This window comes from Rhodococcus sp. OK519, assembly GCF_003051005.1.
Taxonomy (GTDB): Bacteria; Actinomycetota; Actinomycetes; order Mycobacteriales; family Mycobacteriaceae; genus Prescottella.
The window spans coordinates 990,724-1,011,556 of the sequence record NZ_QAOW01000001.1; the positions used below are offsets into that span (position 1 = coordinate 990,724).

Genomic DNA, 20,833 nt, shown 5'->3' on the forward strand with positions numbered 1-20,833 from the left:
CAGGCGCGGTCGCGATATTGTCCACGGTGGAGAACTTCCCTCACGCAGTGCGCTCGAGGAGGACGGCCATGACGCTTGATCCGAGTGCCGCCGGTGATGTGCAGTCGCCCGCGGACAAGTCGAGAATCGCGAAGGCTGCCGCAGAGATCGCCTCCGGTTATGCGTCGGATGGCGCGGCGTTGGAACTGGGGACGGTCGTCGTCGACGGCGTCGTGGATCCCTCGGCGCGCGTGCGCATTCCTCTCGCCACCGTCAATCGTCACGGGCTCATCGCCGGGGCTACCGGCACGGGCAAGACGAAGACGCTGCAGGGCATCGCCGAACAGCTATCGACCGCGGGTGTCCCCGTCGTCATGGCCGATGTGAAGGGTGATCTGTCCGGACTGTCCGCGCCGGGAGAGTCGAACGACAAGATCGCGGCGCGCGCGGTGGAGACCGGAGATCCGGATTGGTCACCGGTGGGTTTCCCCGTCCAGTTCGTCTCACTCGGCACCGACGGCATCGGCGTCCCGGTACGCGCGACGATAACGAGTTTCGGTCCGATCCTGCTCAGCAAGGTGCTCGGGCTCAACGGGACGCAGGAGTCGACGCTCGGGCTGATCTTCCATTGGGCCGACACGCGTGGGCTGGCCCTGCTGGATCTGAAGGACCTGCGGGCGGTGATCACGCACCTGACGTCGGACGAGGGCAAGGCCGACCTGAAGGGCATCGGGGGAGTGTCGGCGGCCACCGCGGGCGTGATCCTGCGCGCGCTGGTGAATCTCGAAGCGGACGGCGGCGACACGTTCTTCGGTGAGCCCGAGTTCGAGACGGAGGACCTGCTCCGCGTCGCCGACGATGGCCGCGGCGTCGTGACGCTGTTCGAACTCGGCGCTCAGGCGGCGCGTCCGGTGATGTTCTCGACGTTCCTTATGTGGGTGCTCGCCGATCTGTTCCAGACGCTGCCCGAGGCAGGTGATCTCGACAAGCCCAAACTCGTGTTCGTCTTCGACGAAGCCCACCTGTTGTTCGCGGATGCGTCGAAGGCCTTCCTGGCGCAGGTGGAGCAGACGGTGAAGCTGATCCGCTCCAAGGGCGTCGGCGTGTTCTTCTGCACGCAGTTGCCGACGGACGTGCCCAATGCCGTGCTCTCGCAGCTGGGCGCGCGGGTGCAGCACGCGCTGCGCGCGTTCACTCCCGACGATCAGAAGGCGCTCACCAAGACGGTCCGCACGTATCCGACGACCGAGCACTACGACCTCGAGAAGGCATTGACGTCGCTGGGGACGGGCGAGGCGGTCGTCACGGTCCTGTCGGAGAAGGGTGCTCCGACACCGGTCGCGTGGACCCGGATGCGGCCGCCGCGGTCCCGCATGGACACGATCGGTGACGCCGGGATCCGCCGCGCCGCCGCGTCGAGCACGCTGCAGGCGAAGTACGGCCAGACGATCGACCGGGAGTCGGCCTACGAACTGTTGACCGCCAAGGTGTCGGGCGCGCCCGACACCGACCCGACGCTGGACGTGCCGCCGCTGCCGGATCTTCCCGACCTGCCGCCGCCTCCGGCCCCCGCTCCGGAAGGGCCGAGCATGGCGGAGCAGGTACTCGGAAATCCTGCGGTCAAGAGTTTCCTGCGCTCGGCGGCGTCCGCCGCAGGGCGGGAGATCTCACGGAGCATCTTCGGTACCGGGCGCAGGCGAAAGCGCTGACGCGCCGACCGCGCGCCCGGTACCCGCGGGCGTCAGTCGAACAGCACGACGCCGCGGATGTTCTTGCCCTCGTGCATGTCGATGAAGCCCTGTGCGATGTTGTCGAGCGTGTACGTGGTGGTGACGAGCTTGTCGAGTTCGAGCTTGCCCGCGCGGTACATCTCGACCATCCACGGGATGTCGGCGCTCGGGGCGGAGGCGCCGAACAGGGATCCCTGGATGCGCTTCTGGTACAGCGTCAGCTCGAGGAGGCTGATGGGCAGCCCGACGTCCTCCATCTTGCCGAGGCCTGTGACGACGCACGTGCCGGCCTTGCGGATCGACGAGAACGCCTGCGCGACATGCTCGCCCGTCGTGACACCGACCGTGACGATCGCGGCGTCGGCGCCCTGCCCATTGGTGAAGGACCGCGCGATCTCGGTCGCCTCCTCCATCGTCGCGACCGCGTGGGTGGCCCCGAACTCGAGGGCGGCGTTGCGCTTGAACTCGATGGGATCGACGGCGATGATGTGCGATGCTCCCGCATGCGCCGCGCCTTGGACGGCGTTGATGCCGATGCCGCCGATGCCCATGACGATGACGGTGTGGCCGGGGTACACCTCGGCGGAGTTGACCGCAGCACCCCATCCGGTGCCGACGCCGCAGCCCAGCAGGCACAGCGATTCGAGCGGAAGATCCTTGTCGACCTTCACTGCGGAATCGATACTGACCGTGGTGTATTCGCTGAAGGTGCCGAGTCCGCAGGTCTGCGCGACCGGCGCCCCGTCGAGCGTCAGGCGGTAGCTGTTCGGATCGTCGGGGCGCCCGCCGGTCATGATGGCGGCGCCGCGGTCGCAGAGGTTCTGCAGGCCCTTGGCGCACCAGCGGCAACGGCCGCAGCCGGCGAGGAACGAGAAGATGACGTGGTCGCCGACCTCCCAGCCGACGGTGTGCGGCCCGACCTCGACGACGATGCCCGCGCCCTCGTGGCCGCCGCAGATCGGATAGCGGCCCACGCCGTGGTCACCCTTGGCGATGTGGTCGTCCGAATGGCACAGACCCGACGCGACCATCTTGACGGTGAGCTCGTTCTGGCGGGGACCTTCGAGTTCGAGGTCGACCACCTTGTAGGTGCCGGGCGCTTCGGTGATTACGGCGGCGCGGGTCTTCACAGGGGTCCTCCAGGCTGGATGGTGATGTTGTGGTGCGCATCACTATCTGTCCAGGCGGTCTGTTTCTGTGTGTCCGGTCTCACTCACTGGAACCGGGTTATAGTCCTGCCTCGCGTGCCATCAGATCGGCTACGGTCTCCCTCCTGATCAGCTGGCGCGTGCGCCCGTCTCGCGCCGCCACCACCGGCGGTCTTCCCACTGCGTTGTAGGACGACGAGAGGCTGTGGTGATACGCGCCCGTGCACGGCACCGCGAGGACGTCGCCGGGATGCAGGTCGGTGGGGAGCAGTACGTCGCGGGCAATGACGTCGCCGGCCTCGCAGTGCCGTCCCACGACGGTCATCGCGGTGTGGGCGCCGGTGGGGTGCCGGTTCGCGACCGCAATGTCGTAGCGCGCGCCGTACAGCGCGACCCGCGGATTGTCGCTCATGCCGCCGTCGACGGCGACGAACGTCCGGCCGTCGCGCACGGTCTTGATCGAGAGGACTCGATAGAGCGTGACGCCGGCCCGTGCGACGATCGCGCGACCGGGCTCGAGGGTGAGGGCCGGGCGCGGAAACCGGTTGCGGGCGCAGGCATCGTCGAGGGCGTCGTCGACGACGCGGGCGAGTCCGGTGAGGTCGAGTTCCGGATCGCCGGGAAGGTACGGGACGGCATGGCCGCCGCCCAGGTTCAGGTGGGTGAGGATCACCCCGTGCTCTCGCCGGATCCGGCCCATCTGGGCGACGATCCGCTCGACTGCCGTCGCGAAGAGGCTGCTGTCGCTGATCTGGGAGCCGAGGTGGCAGTGCAGGCCGACCAGTTCGAGGTTCGGCTGCTCGAGCACGAGGCGAACGGCGGCGTCCAGATGTCCGTCGGTGAGCGGGAACCCGAACTTCTGGTCGTCGATTCCGGTCGTGACGGCCGAGTGTCCGTGGATGTCGATGCCCGGGGTCGCGCGCACCAGCACCTTCTGCCGGCGCTGCGCGAGGGAGGAGAGCAGACGGATCTCCGTGTGCGAGTCGACGACGATCCGCCCGACTCCTGCGCTCACGGCTGCGCGGAGTTCCGCCGCGGGCTTCGCGTTGCCGTGCAGAATGATTCGGCCCGGATCGACACCGGCCGACAGTGCGACCGCAAGCTCTCCGTCGGAACAGACGTCGAGTGAGAGTCCCTCGCGTGTCACCCAGTCGGCGACGGCGCGGATCAGCAGAGCCTTGGCCGCATAGGCGATCTCGGCCTCGGGGAACGCCGTCCGGTACGCGTGGCACCGGTGGCGCACGTCGTCCTCGTCCAACACGTACGTGGGCGTTCCGTACTGGTCGGCGATGTCGTCGAGGGCCACACCGCCCACACGGATACGACCGCGATCGTCGTGGCCCGTGGTGATCGGCCAGACCGCGGGGTCGAGACGCGGGGCCATCGCGGCGCGCAGGGAGGGGAAGATCTCGAGCAGGGTCACCGGCGTCTCCTGAAGGTGCCCGCGATCCGGTCGGAGCGGGTTCACCTTCAGGACTACGCCGGAACGGCACCGTCGAGCGTCGTCCTTACGTCTGCTTGACGGCGCGAGCCGAAGCCCTGACGCACGGTTGACGGAGCGGTCAGCCGCCCAGCTTCCGGTAGAACGTGCCGACGATGGGAGCGATGACGGCACGCGGGCTGTACTGCCCCGCCACCGACATGCCCTTGCTGAGAATGCCGGGGACGATCCGCATCTTGTTCTCCGCGAGCGCGTCCAGTGAGACCTTGGCGACGTACTCGCTCGAGATCCACAGGAAGTCCGGGACGAGCTTGTCGACGATCGACGCCTCGGCCGGATCGGGCGTCTCGGTGCGCACCGGGCCGGGAGCGAGGAGCGTGACGTTGACGCCGCTGCCCTTCAGTTCGCCGCGCAGTGACTCGGAGAACGTGTTCACGAACGCCTTGGTTGCGGCGTAGGTCGCATTGTTGGGGATCGGCATGTTGCCGGCGGCCGAGCCGACCATGAGGATGGCACCCGACTTGCGGGCGACCATGCCGGGCAGGACGGCCAGCGTCAGGTCGTGCACGGCGACGGAGTTGAGCTCGACCTGGTCGCGCTCGTACGACGGGTCCAGCTCGGCGACCGGTCCGAACGTCGCGATGCCCGCGTTGTTGCACAGGATCGAGATCTCCCGCTCGGCCAGCTCGGCGACCAGCGGCCCGCGGCCGTCGCGGTCGGACAGGTCCACGGCGCGGACCTCGACCTCCACGCCGTACTTCTCCCGCAGCTGGGCGGCGAGCTTTTCCATCACGTCGCCGCGACGGGCGACGAGGATCAGCGAGTGTCCGCGCGCGGCCAGTTCGGCGGCAAGCGCCTCACCGATACCGGAGGAAGCGCCGGTCACGACCGCGCGGGCGTCAGGGTTGGGATTCGGCAGGCTCACGAGAATGCAGCGTAGTCGGTGTCCGGATTCGTCGTGGTCATGCGCTCAGATGCTCGCTGCCAGCCGGGTGCCCTGCTCTATCGCGCGTTTGGCGTCGAGTTCGGCGGCGACGTCGGCGCCTCCGATCACGTGGGTGGTGACGCCGGCGACCGTGAGGTCGTCCACGAGGTCGCGCACCGACTCCTGGCCGGCGCAGATCACGACGGTGTCCACATTCAGCATTCGCGGCCGCTCCCGCTTCTCGCCGAAGCTGATGTGCAGGCCGGCATCGTCGATCCGTTCGTAGTTGACGCCGGACAGTTCCTCGACGCCCTTGGCCTTCAGCGCGGCTCGATGCACCCAGCCGGTGGTCTTGGCCAGCCCGGAGCCGATCCGGCCCGCCTTGCGCTGCAGCAGGAACACCTCGCGCGGAGACGGGGACGGCTGCGGCGTGGTGAGCGCGCCCGGTGCCGATTCGGGGTCGGTGACGCCCCACTCCTGCTTCCACTCCTCCAGGTCGAGGGTGGGGGAGTGCTCGTGGGTCAGGAACTCGCTCACGTCGACGCCGATGCCGCCCGCGCCGATCACCGCGACGGACGTGCCGACCGGTCGGCCGTCACGGACCACCTCGGCGTACGACAACACCTTCGGGTGGTCGATGCCGGGGATGTCGGGCACCCGCGGGGTGACGCCGGTCGCGATGACGACCTCGTCGTAGCCGCCGTCGACCAGGTCCGCGGCGGCGATGCGGGTGCCGAGACGCACGTCGACGCCCGCCAGCGCGAGTTGATGCCGGTAGTAGCGGACGGTCTCGGCGAACTCCTCCTTGCCGGGGATCTTCTGTGCAATCCCGAACTGGCCGCCGATCTCGTCTCGGCCTTCGAACAGCGTGACGGAGTGCCCGCGCTGCGCGAGGTTCAATGCGGCGGACAGGCCCGCGGGGCCGGCGCCGACGACGGCGAGGGACTTCTTGCGGCGCGTGGGCAGCAGCGTCAACTCCGTCTCGCGACCCGCGCGCGGGTTGAGCAGGCACGAGACGTGCTTGTTCACGAACGCGTGATCGAGGCAGGCCTGGTTGCAGGCGATGCAGGTGTTGATCTCGTCGGGCGCTCCGGCGGCGGCCTTGCGGACCCACATCGGGTCGGCGAGCATCGGCCGAGCCATCGAGATCAGTTGCGCGTCACCGCGGGTGAGGATCTCCTCGGCCGTCTCGGGCATGTTGATGCGGTTCGACGCCACGACCGGAATCGACACGTGCTTGGCGAGTTTCTCGGTGATGTCGACGAACGCGGCGCGCGGCACCGACGTCACGATGGTCGGCACCCGGGACTCGTGCCAGCCGATGTCGGTGTTGATGATGGTGGCCCCGGCGAATTCGACTTCCTGTGCGAGGGAGACGATCTCGTCCCAGCTCTGTCCGCCCTCCACCAGGTCGGCCATCGACAGCCGGAACAGGATGACGAAGTCCGGCCCCACCGCGGCGCGGGTCCGTCGCACGATCTCGACGGCGATGCGGCGGCGCTTCTGGGGGGCGCCACCCCACTCGTCGGTGCGCTTGTTCGTCCGCTCGGCCAGGAACTGGTTGATGAAGTAGCCCTCGCCGCCCATGATCTCGACGCCGTCGTAGCCGGCGGAGCGGGCCAGGCGCGCACAGCGCACGAAGTTGCGGATCTGCCGGCGGACCCCACGACCGGTCAGTCGCCGTGGGCGAAACGGATTGATGGGGGCCTTGATCGACGACGCACTCACGCTGAACGGTTGATAGCTGTATCGGCCCGCGTGCAGGATCTGCAGCGCGATCTTGCCGCCTGCGTCGTGCACCGCCTTGGTGATGGTGCGGTGGCGGCGGGACTCGAATCGGTTGGTGAGCTTGGCACCGAACGGCAGCAGCCACCCGGTGCGGTTGGGGGCGTAGCCGCCGGTGACGATCAGTCCCACTCCGCCACGCGCACGTTCGGCATAGAACTCGGCCAGGCGCGCGGTGTTCTTGGCGCGGTCCTCGAGACCCGTGTGCATCGAACCCATGATCACGCGGTTCTTCAGCGTCGTGAAGCCGAGATCGAGCGGTGACAGTAGGAGGGGGAAAGAGGAAGTCATGACGGGCCTTTCGGTCGGGTCAGGAGGTCTCCGGGGACGCGTCGTCGGTCAGAGCGTCCAGCACCTCGTTGCACCAGTCGGTGAAACCCTGCTCCACGCGGATGCCGCCGCGTAGGACGAGGTACTGGTGCAGGACGCGTCCGGTGCGGCGACGGGACTCGGGGAAGTCGTTCTGTGCGATGCGGCGGTACAGGTCCAGGCGTGCGGCGTGCTCGTCGCGGTGCCGTCGTACCTCGGCGAGCAGCGACGCCATGTCTCCGTACGAGGCGCCGCGGATCTTCACGGCGAGTTCGTTGCGCAGGTGCCCCGGCTCGGTGGGCTCGTCGATCCAGCGGGCCAGTTCGGCTCGTCCGGAGCTCGACACTCGGTACACCTTCTTGTCCGGGCGGCCGTCCTGTGCGATCGATTCGCCCGTGACCCAACCGGCGTCGTCCATCCGCTTGAGGACGCGGTAGATCTGCTGATGGGTGGCGCTCCAGAAGAAGCCGATCGACTTGTCGAACCGGCGCGCGAGTTCGTACCCCGAGCCGGACTGCTCGCTGAGGGACACGAGGATCGCATGTTCGAGTGCCATCCCTCCATTCTGTATGCAACGAGGTGTATATGCAATTGTGTGAATAGAGAGAGGCCCGGACCGCGCGGTCCGGGCCTCTCGTGCGCATCGAAGCGCGTCAGACCAGGTTCTCGCCGTTCCTGCGGGCAGTGATCCACTCGCGGGCGGCGCCACGGGTGATGACGAACAGCGTCGCGGCGACGAGGATCGGCCAGATCAGGACGTAGGCGGTCAGCAAGACGGTGTTCAACGGGTACTCCTGATGTCGTCGGGTCGGGTCGTGGGTGAAGCAGGCTCCACGCGGTCGAAGTCGCCGACCTGCTGCTCGATGGTCGTGAAGTCGAACGAGTCGGGGTTGCGTACCGACATCGCGTAACAGACCACGGTGCTCACGGCGTACGCGACGAGCGAGCCGCTCAGCGTCGCGTAGTCGTGGAGGAAGCCGATCCCGAACGGTGCGACGATCACGATCGCGGCCAACCCGACGATCTTCGCGACGCGAAGCCCGAAGAAGCCGAACGCCATCAGGCCGAGTACCACGCCGACGCCGACCACCGACGCGACGTCGATGAGGAATCCGCTCGCGCCGTCGGCGGGGACCCACCCGAAGCGCACCGGCAGGAACGCCGCCACTGCGGCGATCGTCGACACCGTGAACGCCTTGTTGGAGACCTTGTTCCAGTAGAAGCTCGCGATCACCGGGAAAACCAGTGCGCCCCACAGGGCTCCGACGAAGACCAAGAGGTCGAGAATGTTCAGCCGCATACTCGCGAATGTCACGGCCAACGCGGTCGCGACGATCATCGTCGCCCGGCCGACGAGCAGCATCCGGCGCGGATCGGCCTTCGCCCGCCCGGCCACGGTGTGCCCGTAGCCGTCGGTCATCACGATGGAGGACAGCGCGGCCAGATCGGAATCGGCGGTGGAGGACAGCGCTCCGAGGATCAGGAGGAAGAACAGTGCGACCAGCGCGGCCGGAAGGTAGGAGCCGGCCATCTGCGGGATGAGGTTGTTGATGTCGCCGTCGAGCGGTTCGAGGCCGAGATACAGCGCGAGCACGCCGAACATGCCGATGCCGATCACCGTCGAGCCGTATCCGACGGCCGCGGTGACGAAGGTGGGCTTGATGAGGTCCTCGCGGACGGCGAACAATCGTTGGGCGATCGTCTGGTTGCCGATCGCGTAGGCGAGAACGGCGGCGATGTACGGGGCGCCCTGGTTGAAGAACGCCTCACTCGAGAAGAAGTTTCCCTGCGCGGGCGTCAGATTGGCGGCACCGGTCTCGAAAGCCGCCGGGAATCCCGCGGCGAAGAAGACGATCGGGATCAGGATCGCGACGGCACCCAGCATGCCGAGCAGCTGGATCACGTCCGTCAGGACGGAGGCCCGGAAGCCGGACCACAGCGTGTACAGCAGCACGCCGCCCGCGATGATCAGGACTCCTTGGATGAAGTTGAGCGGCGACAGCAGGGAGATCAGCACGCCGCCCGCGATGAAGTTCGACATCAGGCTGATGAGGCTGCCGACGACGTTCGAGCCCGCCAGCATCAGCTGGCTGGACCGCCCGTGCCGGGCGTACATGATCTCGGCGAGTGTGTGCGCTCGCGGTGCCAACTTTCGGATCCGTCGGCCGAAGGGATAGATGAACAGGATCATCAGAGCGCCCCACAAGCCGTAGTGGATGGGCCCGGAGATTCCGTACGTGTACCCCGACGTGGCCGACGCGTACATCGACGACGCCCAGATCCAGGTGGCGGTCATGCTGGCAGCGGAGATGCCGAAACCCACCTGGTTGCCGGCCGTCATGAAGTTGTCGGCATTCTCCTTTCGCCTACCGATGCGAAGCGAGATGAGAAATGTCCCGCCGTAGAAGAATGCTAGTAGCAGAATAATCGCCACGGCGCTGAATTGGACGAGTTCGGGAGCGTCCATTCTTACCTCCTTGACATTTATTCGCGAGATTTCGGTTCGCGAATTCGTGATGCGAGCAGGGGAGGTCGAGGGGCGTCCGCGCAGCTCGACGGCGGTAGGCGTGTCGACGCAGCGGCGCCGTGGTGGCCACTCCCGTGAACACGAAAGCTGTTCGGCGCGAGTGGGTCATGTCCCTCGACACGGCTCGTGGACCGACGGGGCCTTGGCGGCACGCAGCGTCGTCGGCGCGCGAGTTGCCCGCGTCGACGGTGCTGCGGATGTGCACCGGACGCGCGAATTCTGCGTCGGTTCACGAGGGTCGACGTGTTCCGGATCGGGCATCTGCGCACGTGTGCGCAGGTTCGTCGACGCATTCCCATCAGTCGCCAGGGAGTGTAACACGCAACAAATTGTCGACTGAATTTCGTATCGCGAAATTGAAATGGATCGATAAATTTGATAGAAGTGTGGATTTGAATGACGTCTCACGGCCGCTGCGAATTCGAGCGACGCGCGAGTGTGGCACCCGTCCGCGCTCGCTCGACTCCGTAGGCTCGCCGCCATGAGCACCGAAGTGGTTGGGCACGCCGGCATCGGGCAGGCGGCGACGCGTCGCCAGGTCGCCGCGTGGGGCCTGTGGGACTGGGGTTCGGCGGCGTTCAATGCCGTCATCGTCACGTTCGTCTTCTCGGTCTATCTCACCGATGCGGTGGGCGACGATCTTCCGGGATCGATCTCGGCGAGCACTTGGCTCGGGTGGTCGCTCGGCATCGCAGGCTTCTTCATCGCCGTTCTCGCGCCGGTCAGCGGTCAGCGATTCGATGCCGCCGGTCGTCGCAAACGATCCCTCGCGATCCTCACGTTCCTGACCGTCGCGACCATGGCCGCGATGTTCCTCGTCGTCGACGATTACCACTATCTGTGGCTCGGGTTGGTGCTGCTCGGCATCGGTTCGGTGATCTTCGAACTCGCCGGCGTGCCGTACAACGCGATGATGCGGCAGGTGTCCACGCCCGAGAACATCGGCCGGGTGTCCGGGTTTGGCTGGGCCATGGGCTATTTCGGTGGCATCGTCCTGCTGCTGGTGTGCTATTTCGGGTTCATCGCGGGCGACGGTGACAGCCGAGGACTGCTGGGCCTGAGCACCGACGGCGGCCTCAACATCAGGTTGGTCGCGCTCCTGGCGGCGGTGTGGTTCGCGGTGTTCGCCCTGCCGGTGCTCTTCTCGGTGCCCGAACTGCCGCGCACGGCAGCCGATCCCGGCGCCGCGAAAGCGGGATTCGTCGAGTCGTACCGCGTCCTGTGGCGGGACCTGAAGGATCTGTGGGCGGCCGACCGCCGGACCGTCTCGTTCCTGATCGCGAGCGCACTGTTCCGCGACGGCCTCGCCGGGGTGTTCACCTTCGGCGCCGTGCTCGCCGTCAACGTGTACGGGATGGCGTCGGACAGTGTCCTGCTGTTCGGTGTCGCCGCCAACGTCGTGGCCGCGCTCGGTGCGATCGTGGCCGGCCGCGTCGACGACCGCATCGGGCCCAAGATCGTCATCGCCGGATCGCTGGCAGCGATGATCCTCGTCGGCATCGCGCTCATCGCGGTCTCGGGCACGCTCATGTTCTGGATCTTCGGACTCCTGCTGTGCCTGTTCGTGGGGCCGGCGCAGTCCTCGTCGCGCACCTTCCTCGCGCGCATCACCCCACCCGGCCGGGAAGGCCAGTTGTTCGGCCTCTATGCCACCACCGGTCGGGCGGTGTCTTTTCTCGCCCCCACCCTGTTCGGCTTCTTCGCATGGTGGTTCGGCGCCGACCGGGCCGGCATCGTCGGATTGCTCGTCGTTCTCGCCGTCGGCCTCGCCGCGCTGCTCGCGGTGCGTGCGCCCGAGCGGGACTCTGCCGAATCCGTCGCCGGCTGACCGGATACGTCGGGTTCAGTCCTTGAAGTAGACCAACTGGTGCGTCGTGGCGAGCAGGGCTCCGTCGCGGCCCCAGATCTCGGCGGACTGGTCGAAGTAGCCCTTCCCGAATCGCTGCGCGCGGGCCGTGCCCAGGACTGCGTCGTCGGCCTGCGCCGCGAGGAGCGTGGCATCGGCGTGGAAGTAGACGGTGAACGACACCGTGCCGGCGGCCAGGTAGCGGCCCAGGCGCAGGAACGCGCGCGGATAGAAGACGTCGCACAGCGCCGTCAGTGCCGGGAAGTCGAGCGGGCGCGGCGGGTTGTCGCGCACCCACAGTGTGCTGGTCGAACCCGGCTGCGCGCCCGCCTCGGGTTCGGGAACCGCGCCCTCGACGAAGCGCAGGTCGTAGTTGCGGGCCCACGCGATGAAGTCGGGGAACGATTGGGCGGCAACGTCGTCGGCGGGCGGCGCCGCCGGTGCAGTGATCTCGGTGGACGCCCACGTCTCGCGTCGGATGCCGAATACCGCGGTGGCCGTCGTGGTGACGGCGCCGTCCTGTGCGAGTTCGATGCTCCAGTGCTGGGTCGACCGATTGGTGCGGGTGGGGCGCGCCGAGATCTCGAACTCGCCGTCGGCGATCGGGCCCGCGAAGTTGACGGTCAGCGAGAGTGGATCGCCGAGGCGTTCGGGATGCCGGAGGACCGCCCGCAGGAGGGTCGCGGCAGTGATGCCGCCGAACGGGCCCACCATGTTCGCGTATGCGGGTGAGGTGTGGCCCAGAAAGACGCCGGGCGCGCCCAATTCGGGGGACAGTTCGACGGCTGCGTCGAACGGGTGCGTAGGTGCGACGATCTGGGTCACGACAACTCCTGACGGGTGACGATCCGATTCTAAGTATGACAACATACATAGAACCACTGGGCAACCGACGACGGCGGAAGGGCGACGACATGGCGAGGCGGCAGGATCCCGCGGGCGGGCCCCGCGCGGCGATGATCGACAGCGCCGTCGCCTTGATCCGCGAGCAGGGCGTGGCGGCGACCTCGTTCGCCGACGTCCTCGCGCGCAGCGGCGCCCCTCGCGGCTCGATCTACCACCACTTCCCCGGTGGCAAGTCGCAACTCGTCGAGGAGGCCACCCGGTCCGCGGCGGCCTACCTGGGGCGAGGCGTGGCGCGGGTGCTCGATTCCGGCGACACCGTCTCGGCGCTGCGGGCGCTCGTCGACCTGTGGCGCCGGGGCCTCGAGGCCACCGACTACGAGGCCGGATGCCCCATCGTGGCAGCAGCACTGGGCACCGAGCGGGGCGCGCGTGAGGTCGCCGGAGTGACGTTCACCGAGTGGTGTGCCCTGATCTCCGCGAGCCTCGTCGACGACGGGGTTCCGAAGGAACGGTCGGTGTCGCTGTCCGTGCTGGTCGTCAGTGCGCTCGAGGGCGCGCTCGTGATGGCCCAGGCGCAGGGCACGTCGGCGCCGCTCGACGCCGTCGTCGACGAACTCGAGGTGTTGCTCCGCGCGTGACAGCGAGTCAACTCTGCGCCACGCGCGCGAGGACCGCGTCGGCCAGCGCGTCCGGGTTCTCCTCGGGAATCCAGTGGCTCGCGCCGTCGAGCACGACGAAACGGTAAGGCGCGTCCACGAACTCGGCGCACCGCTTGGCGCCAGCGGGTCCGAGTGCCGGGTCTGCGGTGCTCCACACGTAGGTCGTCGGCACCCGGACGGACGGCAGGTTGTTGAACTCGCGGGTCATCGCCCGGTACCAGTTCATCGCGGCGGTCAGGGCGCCCGGCTGCGACAGCAGACGGACGTGCTCGTCGATCAGTTCGGGATCGTTGCCGTCGCCGAACATGGCGCGCAGCCGCCGCGAGTCATTATCGAGCAGAACGGTTTCGGCCTTCCCCTCCTGTCGGAGCAGCCCGATATAGCCGGATCGTCGCTGCTGATCGGCGTCCTCGCGCAGCGCCCATCCGAACGCCGCCGGGTGCGGCACGGAGACGGCGGTGAGACTGCGGACACGGTCCGGGTGAGTGCCCGCGACCTGCCAAGCGACGGCGGCGCCCCAGTCGTGGCCCACCAGGTGCGCCGAGTCGAGACCGTACGCGTCGAGCAGGCCGACGACGTCGCCGACGAGGCGGTCGAAGCGGTATTCCTCGACAATTTCGGGCCGGGCGTCGGGGGAGTAGCCGCGCTGGTTGGGCGCGATCACGCGCAGGCCCGCGCCGATCAGACGCGGTGTCACCGGTCGCCACGCGGCCGCGCTTTCGGGGAACCCGTGGAGCAGGACGATCGGGGTGCCGTCGTCCGGTCCGGAGACGGTGACGTCGAAGGTCAATTCGCCCAGGCGGACTCGGTCGATCCGTGAAACGGCAGTCATGGCGCCACGGTAGCGGAACCGCTACGTGTGCGCGGGTTTCCAGCCGCCGATGCCGAGCATGACCAGGCGTAGTTGCTTCTCTGCGCGCAAGATCACCGCGCGTTCGTCGGCGGATCCGGGGCGGGTGACATCCAGCAGGTCGGCGACCGCCGCGAGCATTGCCTGCACGATGAGATCGGCGGCCATCTCGAGATCCTCGACGTCCCAGTCGGCCAGCGCCGGCAGGCGTCCGAGGTCGATCGTGAGTTCGCTGACGAACAGGCGCAGCTCGGTGGCGATCGCGCGCCGGACCTCCGGCACCCCGCCGTAGCGTTCGTGGACGACGAATCGGAACTCGGCCTCGTGGGCGCGCACCTGTCGGACGAGGATCTCGAGCGACGCCTGCGCATTCTTGGTGCTCGGCGTGCGTCGGGCGTCGCGCAGCATCCGCCGGAGCACCCGCATGCTGTCCTCGGCCAGCGCGACGCCGAGTTCGTCCATCGACGCGAAATGGCGGTAGAAGGCCGTGGGCACGATGCCGGCGGCACGCGCGACCTCGCGCAGGCTCACACTCGCGAAGCTGCGGTCGGCGTGTAGTTCGAGCGCCCGGTCCAGTAGCGCCTGCCGCGTGCGCTCCTTGCGCTGCGCGCGCGTCTCCACCGGTTCGGTCACGGCGTCGAGTGTAGGCACCGGTATCGACCGCCCGACGCAACCGGCAAGTGACCGGTGTCACGTTTCTCCGGGATTGACAGGTATGGGGTAACGGCGTTCACACTAATGAGTGTACGAGTGTGCACTGAAAATCTCTCGTAAGGAGATGATCATGACGACGAGTTCCCCCACGCGACCGAGGCGTCGACGGCTGCTGTCGCTGTTCGAGGCGCTCGCTACACCCCACGCCGTCGACCGCTATCTCGAACTGCTGGACCCGATGGCGACAGCGCGCGAGATGCGCGCCCGCGTCGTGCGGGTAGCGCGCCCGACGCCGGATTCGGTCGTGCTCGGATTGCGTCCCACGCGCCACTGGCGGGGGTACGTCGCCGGGCAGTTCGTGCAGGTCGGTGTCGTGATCGACGGGGTTCGTCACACCCGCTGCTACTCGCCGACCGGTTCGGAGCGCAGCGATGCGATCGAGTTGATCGTGCGTGCGCATCCGGGTGGCCTGGTGTCGCAATATCTCGTCCGCCACGCAAACGAGGGGATGGTGGTCGACCTATCTACCGCTGCAGGAGAATTCGCGCTCCCGCAGCCGCGGCCACGGGAGATCGTCCTCGTCAGCGGCGGCAGCGGCATCACGCCGGTACTGGCGATGCTGCGCACCCTCGTCGACGAGGGTTTCGTCGGCCGGATCGCCTTCCTGCACTACGCGCGCACGCTCGACGACGTCCCGGTGCTCGGTGAACTGCGGTCGCTCGGTCAGGCACACGGCGGCCTCGACGTCCGCATCGTCGAGACGTCGGCCGAGGGGAGGTTCGATCGCGAGCACCTCGACGACGTCGCACCGTGGTTCGGGCCGGAATCGGAGGTGTTCGTGTGCGGACCGGACACGCTCTCCGCGGCGTTGCGGGAGCATCTGGACCTCCGCGGATTCGGTGAACGCATGCACACTGAACAGTTTCGAATCGCGTCTCCGGAACCGGTCGGCCCGACAGGTGGTGCTGTGTCGTTTACCCGCAGCGGCGTGACGACGGAGAACACCGGGACCAGCCTGCTCGAGCAGGCGGAGGCGGCGGGCCTGCAGCCCGAGTACGGCTGCCGGATGGGAATTTGCTTCTCCTGCACCGCGGTCAAACGGTCAGGGCGCACCCGCAACGTTCGCACCGGCGAAACACACGACGACCCGGATCAGTCGATCCAGCTGTGCATCTCCGCGCCGGTCGGCGACGTCGAGATCGACGTCTGACCACGCCGGCCGCCACGACCAGGAGGAGAAACCATGTTCGGAATCAGCGTTCCCAGCTTCCTGCCGATACCCGGGTTCCTGCGGTTCGGCACGCGTGACATCGATCGGCCCGGTGCCGAACTGTCGGTCATCGGCTACGACGACGTCGAGGAACTCGGCCGAGAACTCGACGCGCTCCGCGCCGAGGTGGTCGCCGATCTCGGCGCCGCCGATCGCGAGTACATCTATCGGATCATCAAGGCGCAGCGCGGCTTCGAGGTGGCGGGCCGCGGTCTCATGTACCTCGGGTTCCTGCCACCGTTCTGGCTCGCGGGCGTCGGGGCACTGTCGATCTCGAAGATCCTCGACAACATGGAGATCGGGCACAATGTCATGCACGGTCAGTACGACTGGATGCGTGAACCAGGACTGAACTCGCGGGTGTTCGAGTGGGACACCGTGTGTCCGGCGGATCAGTGGAAGCACTCGCACAACTACCTGCACCACACGTTCACCAATATCGTCGGCCGCGATCGAGACATCGGCTACGGCATCCTGCGGATGGACGAGACCCAGCGCTGGAACCCCTATTACCTGGGCAATCCGGTCTATGCGACGGCGCTGATGTTCCTGTTCGAGTGGGGCGTGATGCTGCACGACCTCGAGGCCGAGAACGTGGTCCAGGGAAAGCGGAACTGGGTCGACGTCAAACCGCTGGTGCAGGGGTGGTGGCGCAAGGCCGGACGACAGGTGCTCAAGGATTACGTGCTGTTCCCGGCACTGTCGGGCCCGCTGTTCGTCTCGACGTTACTCGGGAACGCGACCGCGAACGTGGTTCGAAACGTGTGGGCGTACTCGATCATCTTCTGCGGCCATTTCCCCTCCGGGGTACAGAGTTTCACCGAGGACGAGACCGCCGACGAGACGCGCGGTCAATGGTATCTGCGTCAGATGCTCGGTAGTGCGAACATCTCCGGAAGCCCGTTGTTCCACATCATGTCCGGCAACCTGTCACATCAGATCGAGCACCACCTGTTCCCGGACATCCCGGCCCATCGGTACCCGGAGATGGCACCGCGAGTTCGGGAGCTGTGCGAGCGCTACGGCCTGCCCTACAACACCGGTGGCTTCTTCCGGCAGATCGGCAGCGTGTGGGCCAAGATCTTCCGGTTGGCGCTGCCGCCCTCGCTCGTCGGCCGGGTGCCGGTGAGCGGTGTTATCGTCGAGCGTCGGAAAACCGCTGCATGAGAGGCACGTCGAACATGGTGGGGAAGTTCGAGCGAAGCAAGGACACGGTGCAGGAACTCACCGAGTCCGCGGCCACACACGTCGGCAAGATCGCGGTGATCATCGCGGGCGCCGTCCGGGACGTCACGCGGGAGGTGGGGGACTGGATCACCGACGGCATCGAGATGCGTGAGGCGGCGCAGAAGGCTCGCGAGGATCGGGAGCGGACAGCGACCGACGAGAGCTGAAGCGGTACAAAGAAATCGGGCCCGGCACCTGTGAAGGTGCCGGGCCCGATTCCGTGTACGGAGAGATCAGATGACGCCCATGGCGAACATGGCGTCGGCGACCTTCACGAAGCCGGCGATGTTGGCGCCCAGGACGTAGTCGCCCGGCTTGCCGTACTCGGCGGCGGTGTTGATGCAACGCTCGTGGATGCCGCGCATGATCTTCTCGAGACGCGCGTCGGTGTAGTCGAAGTCCCAGGAGTCACGCGAAGCGTTCTGCTGCATCTCCAGCGCGGAGGTGGCGACACCACCGGCGTTGGCGGCCTTGCCCGGAGCGAACCCGACACCGGCCTCGCGGAACACCGCGATGCCGCCCGGCGTGGTGGGCATGTTGGCGCCCTCGGCGACAGCCTTGACGCCGTTGTTGACCAGGGACTTCGCCGAGACGTCGTCCAGCTCGTTCTGCGTGGCACACGGCAGTGCGATGTCACACGGCACATTCCAGATGTTGCCACCCGGGAAGTACTGGGCGTCGGGACGCTCGTCGACGTACTCGGAGATGCGGCCGCGACGGACCTCTTTGATCTCCTTGAGGAGGTCGAGGTCGATGCCGTTGTTGTCGACGATGTAGCCCGAGGAGTCGGAGCAGGCGATGGCCGTGCCGCCGAGCTGGTGGAGCTTCTTGATGGCGTAGATCGCGACGTTGCCCGAACCGGACACGACGGCCTTCTTGCCCTCGACGGAATCGCCCTTGGCGGCCATCATCTCGGCGACGAAGTACGCGGCACCGTAGCCGGTGGCCTCCTTGCGGACCATCGAGCCGCCCCAGGTGAGGCCCTTGCCCGTGAGGACACCCGACTCGTAGGAGTTGTTGAGGCGCTTGTACTGGCCGAACAGGTAGCCGATTTCGCGGCCGCCGACACCGATGTCACCGGCGGGAACGTCGGTGTACTCGCCGATGTGGCGCTGCAGTTCGGTCATGAACGACTGGCAGAAGCGCATGATCTCGGACTCGGACTTGCCCTTGGGGTCGAAGTCGGAGCCGCCCTTGCCGCCGCCGATGGGCAGGCCGGTCAGGGAGTTCTTGAAGATCTGCTCGAAGCCGAGGAACTTGACGATGCCGAGATTGACGCTCGGGTGGAAGCGCAGGCCGCCCTTGTAGGGGCCGAGCACGCTGTTGTACTGCACCCGGAAGCCACGGTTGACGTGAATGTTGCCGTTGTCGTCCTGCCACGGGACGCGGAAGATGATCTGCCGCTCGGGCTCGCACAGGCGCTCGATCAGAGCGCTGTCGGCGTAGTTGGGGTGACGATCGAGCACCACGGTGAGGGACTCGAAGACCTCGGCGACCGCCTGATGGAACTCGGGCTCGCCGGCATTGCGGAGCAGGACCTGCTTGTAGATCTCCTCAACGCGGTCGCGTACAGACAACATTCACCTACCTGTTTCCCGTGAGAACTTATTAATCTTTCCGTTACACGATAGTCCGCACAGGGCCTACACTTCGACGGTTACCTGCGGAAAGTGAGATTAGCCACGTGTGAACATCGTGTTACACGTTTGCGAAGATCGGGGGGCCGGGGTGGGTCGCCGACGTTGTCGGCCGCCAGGCGGGGTCTCGGTTGGAGCTCAATTTTCACAGCAGTCCCACCAGAAACACGCGTCCTGTGGGTTTTCATGGTTTGGTCATTGGTAAACGCACGTCCTCGGGGGATACAGCGGTCGGGCCGCTTTCGGGTTGGCTCCCTCGTCCTGCTGAAAGGGGAACAGTCTGTGAGAGGGACAAATCGGAGATGGGCCGCAGCGCTGTCTGCCGCCGCGGTCACCGCGGGTCTGTCGGTTGCGATGGCGACGCCGGCAACCGCCGCAGGGGGGCCGTGCGGTCAGGGCGGGGGGAGTTCGGGCAGCTTGGGGAGCCTCGGCGCCGGGAGTTTGGGTAGCGCGACAGGCTCGTTGGCCAATTCGCTGCCCTGGATCACGGGTGCGCCGAACGGCGCACTGCCGGTGCTGACCGGTAAGACCAAGGCGCTCGAAATGGTCACGGGGCCGGGCAGCCCCAACAACACGATCAACCGCTTCAGTGTCGCCGGCACCGACCTCGGGATCATGTGGGACAACGGAGCCGGGGAAGTTCTGATGGCCTTCGGCGACACCGTCGGCGACTGCGGCATCGAGGGCGATCAGTGGCGCAGCAACGTCCTGTTCCGCAGTGATGACGCATCGCTGGCCGACGGCATGCGGATCGACAACTCGCCGATGGCTCTGCCTCCGGTGGAGAACTTCTCGAGGCAGGTCATCAAGGGCCTGATTTCGAATGGGCCCGGAGAGCTGGCCAACCCTGAGTTCACCGTCATTCCGACCGGTGGCGTCGCCGTCGACGGAACGCAGTACGTCCGTTGGATGTCCGTCCGCTCGTGGGACAAACCGGGCGAGTGGACCACCAACTACTCCGGGCTCGCCTACTCGGGCGACAACGGCGAGAGCTGGATCACGGACCCCGCCACCGTTCGACTCAACCTCCCCGTCACCCTCCCCGTCGAGGTACCCGCGCTCTCGGAGCGCAACTTCGACTGGCAGATGAGCGCCTTCGTTCCCGGACGGGGTGCCGACAGCAACTACATCTACGAGTTCGGCACTCCCTCAGGTCGATCCGGGGAGGCGCGTCTCGCACGTGTACCCAAGTCGGACATCCGAAATCTGGGTGCCTACGAGTACCGGACCAACACGGGGTGGAGTCAGAACATCGCCGACGCCGTTCCGGTGATCCGGGGCAACGTCAGTGAACTGTCGGTGCAGTGGAATCCGTACTTGAACAAGTACGTCGCCATGTACACCGATCTGGGTGGTTTGAAGATCCGTCAGTCGTCGGATCTGATCAACTGGAGTGGCACGCAGACGTTGATCGGTTCGGCCGCACTGCCGTCGCTGTACGGCGGGTTCATGCATCCGTGGTCCAACAAGAACGGCGACAAGAACCTCTACTTCGTGTTGACCACGTGGGACCGCTACAACGTGATCTACATGAAGGCCGACCTGAGTGGCATGCAGATTGCGTCCACCGACACGGTCGATCGCCCCGACCCGGCGGTCACCGGTGAGCAGCGGCTCGACGGCTTCCAGACTCCCGAGGGATTCGTCGAGAGTCCGGAGTGAGCACACTGAGTTCGTGACGACGCGGCCCGTCCCTGGTATCCGGGGGCGGGCCGTTCGCGATTCACGTCGAAATCGCGCTGTGGGTGCCAGGTTTCGGCGATCCAGGGTCTCTGATCGGACAGCCGAGGGGATGTGCATGCGTCGTTCGTTCGTGGCGCTCATGGGGCCCCGCGTCCGGGCTCTTCGCGATCAGGCCGCGCGTCCGGAGACGCATCAGCCCGACGCCGACGTCACGGCAGAAACGAAATGGTCCAGCGCCTGCAGTCAGCTAGCAGAGGTCAGTGCACCGGCGAGGCCGAGGAGAACGAGACTTCCGAAAGCCCAGCTCACAAAACCCG

Annotated in this window: 18 protein-coding genes; 7 read left to right on the forward strand and 11 right to left on the reverse strand. The window is 66.9% G+C overall.

The annotated features are described in order from the left end of the window. Window positions 1-68 precede the first annotated feature (68 nt). Window positions 69-1,688, forward strand: coding sequence for a helicase HerA-like domain-containing protein (locus tag C8K36_RS04680; RefSeq protein ID WP_107983198.1), 1,620 nt, complete (start codon window positions 69-71; stop codon window positions 1,686-1,688). 32 nt (window positions 1,689-1,720) lie between these two features. Here C8K36_RS04680 and C8K36_RS04685 read toward each other — a convergent pair whose 3' ends face one another. From C8K36_RS04685 to C8K36_RS04710, 7 genes are all read right to left on the reverse strand, one after another. After that, a complete protein-coding gene (locus C8K36_RS04685; RefSeq protein WP_107983199.1) occupies window positions 1,721-2,839 on the reverse strand; it encodes an NDMA-dependent alcohol dehydrogenase in 1,119 nt (372 codons plus the stop codon). 97 nt (window positions 2,840-2,936) lie between these two features. Further along, window positions 2,937-4,280: a diaminopimelate decarboxylase gene (gene lysA / locus C8K36_RS04690; RefSeq protein WP_107983777.1), complete on the reverse strand. Its 1,344-nt coding sequence runs from the start codon at window positions 4,278-4,280 to the stop codon at window positions 2,937-2,939. A gap of 139 nt (window positions 4,281-4,419) precedes the next feature. Further along, complete coding sequence (cmrA, locus tag C8K36_RS04695; RefSeq protein ID WP_107983200.1) at window positions 4,420-5,223, reverse strand: mycolate reductase; 804 nt, start codon at window positions 5,221-5,223, stop codon at window positions 4,420-4,422. Between the two features lie 45 nt (window positions 5,224-5,268). Beyond that, complete coding sequence (locus C8K36_RS04700) at window positions 5,269-7,299, reverse strand: NADPH-dependent 2,4-dienoyl-CoA reductase (protein ID WP_107983201.1); 2,031 nt, start codon at window positions 7,297-7,299, stop codon at window positions 5,269-5,271. Window positions 7,300-7,318: 19 nt separating this feature from the next. Next, on the reverse strand, window positions 7,319-7,873 hold the full coding sequence (locus C8K36_RS04705) for a PadR family transcriptional regulator (RefSeq protein ID WP_107983202.1): 555 nt from the start codon (window positions 7,871-7,873) through the stop codon (window positions 7,319-7,321). 97 nt (window positions 7,874-7,970) lie between these two features. Continuing rightward, the gene (locus tag C8K36_RS24975) at window positions 7,971-8,102 is read right to left on the reverse strand and encodes a putative transporter small subunit (RefSeq protein ID WP_219909986.1); all 132 of its coding nucleotides are present in this window, start codon (window positions 8,100-8,102) and stop codon (window positions 7,971-7,973) included. Further along, window positions 8,099-9,784, reverse strand: a complete 1,686-nt coding sequence (locus C8K36_RS04710; protein WP_107983203.1) for a sodium:solute symporter family protein — start codon at window positions 9,782-9,784, stop codon at window positions 8,099-8,101. Before C8K36_RS04710 ends, C8K36_RS24975 begins: the two co-directional genes overlap by 4 nt. A 541-nt stretch (window positions 9,785-10,325) precedes the next feature. Between C8K36_RS04710 and C8K36_RS04715 the strand changes: the two genes are divergently transcribed. Next, the gene (locus C8K36_RS04715) at window positions 10,326-11,672 is read left to right on the forward strand and encodes an MFS transporter (protein WP_107983204.1); all 1,347 of its coding nucleotides are present in this window, start codon (window positions 10,326-10,328) and stop codon (window positions 11,670-11,672) included. Between the two features lie 15 nt (window positions 11,673-11,687). On the opposite strand, the gene C8K36_RS04720 is transcribed toward C8K36_RS04715, so the two are convergent. Beyond that, a complete protein-coding gene (locus C8K36_RS04720) occupies window positions 11,688-12,515 on the reverse strand; it encodes an acyl-CoA thioesterase (RefSeq protein WP_107983205.1) in 828 nt (275 codons plus the stop codon). 89 nt (window positions 12,516-12,604) lie between these two features. Between C8K36_RS04720 and C8K36_RS04725 the strand changes: the two genes are divergently transcribed. Further along, window positions 12,605-13,174, forward strand: a complete 570-nt coding sequence (locus C8K36_RS04725) for a TetR/AcrR family transcriptional regulator (RefSeq protein WP_107983206.1) — start codon at window positions 12,605-12,607, stop codon at window positions 13,172-13,174. 7 nt (window positions 13,175-13,181) lie between these two features. On the opposite strand, the gene C8K36_RS04730 is transcribed toward C8K36_RS04725, so the two are convergent. Both C8K36_RS04730 and C8K36_RS04735 read right to left on the reverse strand, forming a co-directional pair. Then, complete coding sequence (locus C8K36_RS04730) at window positions 13,182-14,027, reverse strand: alpha/beta fold hydrolase (protein ID WP_107983207.1); 846 nt, start codon at window positions 14,025-14,027, stop codon at window positions 13,182-13,184. Window positions 14,028-14,048: 21 nt separating this feature from the next. Continuing rightward, on the reverse strand, window positions 14,049-14,678 hold the full coding sequence (locus C8K36_RS04735; protein WP_107983208.1) for a TetR family transcriptional regulator: 630 nt from the start codon (window positions 14,676-14,678) through the stop codon (window positions 14,049-14,051). 151 nt (window positions 14,679-14,829) lie between these two features. On the opposite strand from C8K36_RS04735, the gene C8K36_RS04740 reads away from it, so the two are divergent. The 3 genes from C8K36_RS04740 to C8K36_RS04750 are packed head-to-tail and all read left to right on the forward strand — an operon-like array spanning window position 14,830 to window position 17,363. After that, complete coding sequence (locus tag C8K36_RS04740) at window positions 14,830-15,909, forward strand: ferredoxin reductase (protein ID WP_258195042.1); 1,080 nt, start codon at window positions 14,830-14,832, stop codon at window positions 15,907-15,909. Window positions 15,910-15,942: 33 nt separating this feature from the next. Then, on the forward strand, window positions 15,943-17,136 hold the full coding sequence (locus C8K36_RS04745) for a fatty acid desaturase family protein (protein WP_107983210.1): 1,194 nt from the start codon (window positions 15,943-15,945) through the stop codon (window positions 17,134-17,136). 14 nt (window positions 17,137-17,150) lie between these two features. Next, window positions 17,151-17,363 carry a hypothetical protein gene (locus C8K36_RS04750; protein ID WP_107983211.1) on the forward strand — a complete coding sequence of 71 codons (213 nt, stop codon included), beginning with the start codon at window positions 17,151-17,153 and terminating at the stop codon, window positions 17,361-17,363. A 66-nt stretch (window positions 17,364-17,429) separates the two neighbouring features. On the opposite strand, the gene gdhA is transcribed toward C8K36_RS04750, so the two are convergent. Continuing rightward, window positions 17,430-18,773 carry an NADP-specific glutamate dehydrogenase gene (gdhA, locus tag C8K36_RS04755; RefSeq protein WP_181319448.1) on the reverse strand — a complete coding sequence of 448 codons (1,344 nt, stop codon included), beginning with the start codon at window positions 18,771-18,773 and terminating at the stop codon, window positions 17,430-17,432. Between the two features lie 342 nt (window positions 18,774-19,115). Here gdhA and C8K36_RS04760 point away from each other — a divergent pair, with 342 nt between their 5' ends. Then, window positions 19,116-20,495 (forward strand): DUF4185 domain-containing protein, encoded by a 1,380-nt coding sequence (locus C8K36_RS04760; RefSeq protein WP_181319360.1) that lies wholly within the window; start codon window positions 19,116-19,118, stop codon window positions 20,493-20,495. Window positions 20,496-20,833: the final 338 nt, after the last annotated feature.

Coding starts and splice junctions, on each gene's coding strand:
- C8K36_RS04705 (WP_107983202.1), bottom strand. CDS start 7,873: ATGGCACTCGAACATGCGATCCTCGTGTCCCTCAGCGAGCAGTCCGGC.
- C8K36_RS04725 (WP_107983206.1), top strand. CDS start 12,605: ATGGCGAGGCGGCAGGATCCCGCGGGCGGGCCCCGCGCGGCGATGATC.
- C8K36_RS04740 (WP_258195042.1), top strand. CDS start 14,830: ATGACGACGAGTTCCCCCACGCGACCGAGGCGTCGACGGCTGCTGTCG.
- C8K36_RS04710 (WP_107983203.1), bottom strand. CDS start 9,784: ATGGACGCTCCCGAACTCGTCCAATTCAGCGCCGTGGCGATTATTCTG.
- C8K36_RS04700 (WP_107983201.1), bottom strand. CDS start 7,299: ATGACTTCCTCTTTCCCCCTCCTACTGTCACCGCTCGATCTCGGCTTC.
- C8K36_RS04750 (WP_107983211.1), top strand. CDS start 17,151: ATGGTGGGGAAGTTCGAGCGAAGCAAGGACACGGTGCAGGAACTCACC.
- C8K36_RS04680 (WP_107983198.1), top strand. CDS start 69: ATGACGCTTGATCCGAGTGCCGCCGGTGATGTGCAGTCGCCCGCGGAC.
- C8K36_RS04745 (WP_107983210.1), top strand. CDS start 15,943: ATGTTCGGAATCAGCGTTCCCAGCTTCCTGCCGATACCCGGGTTCCTG.
- C8K36_RS04715 (WP_107983204.1), top strand. CDS start 10,326: ATGAGCACCGAAGTGGTTGGGCACGCCGGCATCGGGCAGGCGGCGACG.
- C8K36_RS04730 (WP_107983207.1), bottom strand. CDS start 14,027: ATGACTGCCGTTTCACGGATCGACCGAGTCCGCCTGGGCGAATTGACC.